The following is a 594-nucleotide window of genomic DNA, read 5'->3' as shown; positions in this document are numbered from 1 at the left end:
CCGGTCGTCGCGACGGTCACCGCCACGGTCGTCACGGCGCGGCCCACGGTCGCGGTCGTCACGCTGGAACGCCGGCCGGGACCCGCGATCGCCCTCACGACGATCGTCACGACGACCGTAGCCACCACCACGGTTGTCATCCCGACGGTCGTCGCGGCGGAAACCACCACGGTCGTCGCCCCGACGGTCATCACGCCGGTCATCACGGCGGTCGTCGCGACGGAAGGTGGGGCGGTCACCACCACGGTCCTCACGACGGCCGTAGCCACCACCGCGGTTGTCATCACGCCGGCCGTAGCCACCACGGTCGTTGTCGCGGCGGAAGCCGCCGCGTTCACCGCGGTCACCACTGTCCCCTCGCCGCTGGTCGCGCTCCGGTCGGTCGTCGGGAGAGTTGGTGGACATGGGTGACTCCTGTTCTTCGGTACCGCAAGCATTGTAAAAACAAAAGGACCCCTGGTCCCAGCTGAACGCTGGTGACCAGGGGTCCTTCCCAAAGATTGTTCGGCGGTGTCCTACTCTCCCACAGGGTCCCCCCTGCAGTACCATCGGCGCTGTGAGGCTTAGCTTCCGGGTTCGGAATGTAACCGGGCG

1 rRNA gene and 1 pseudogene are annotated in these 594 nt (G+C 67.5%); one reads left to right on the top strand and one right to left on the bottom strand.

Annotated elements, in window-relative coordinates:
- Window positions 1-411: pseudogene (locus ACFYMM_RS42475) on the top strand (hypothetical protein); the annotation flags it as partial.
- Window positions 412-502: 91 nt separating this feature from the next.
- On the opposite strand, the gene rrf reads toward ACFYMM_RS42475, so the two are convergent.
- Window positions 503-594: ribosomal RNA gene (rrf, locus tag ACFYMM_RS42470) — 5S ribosomal RNA — on the bottom strand; the annotation flags it as partial.

The sequence above is a fragment of the Streptomyces sp. NPDC006739 genome, assembly GCF_042869815.1.
Classification (GTDB): domain Bacteria; phylum Actinomycetota; class Actinomycetes; order Streptomycetales; family Streptomycetaceae; genus Streptomyces.
Note: the sequence above shows the minus strand (reverse complement) of the source record. Positions and strands in the feature narration are given on the sequence as shown.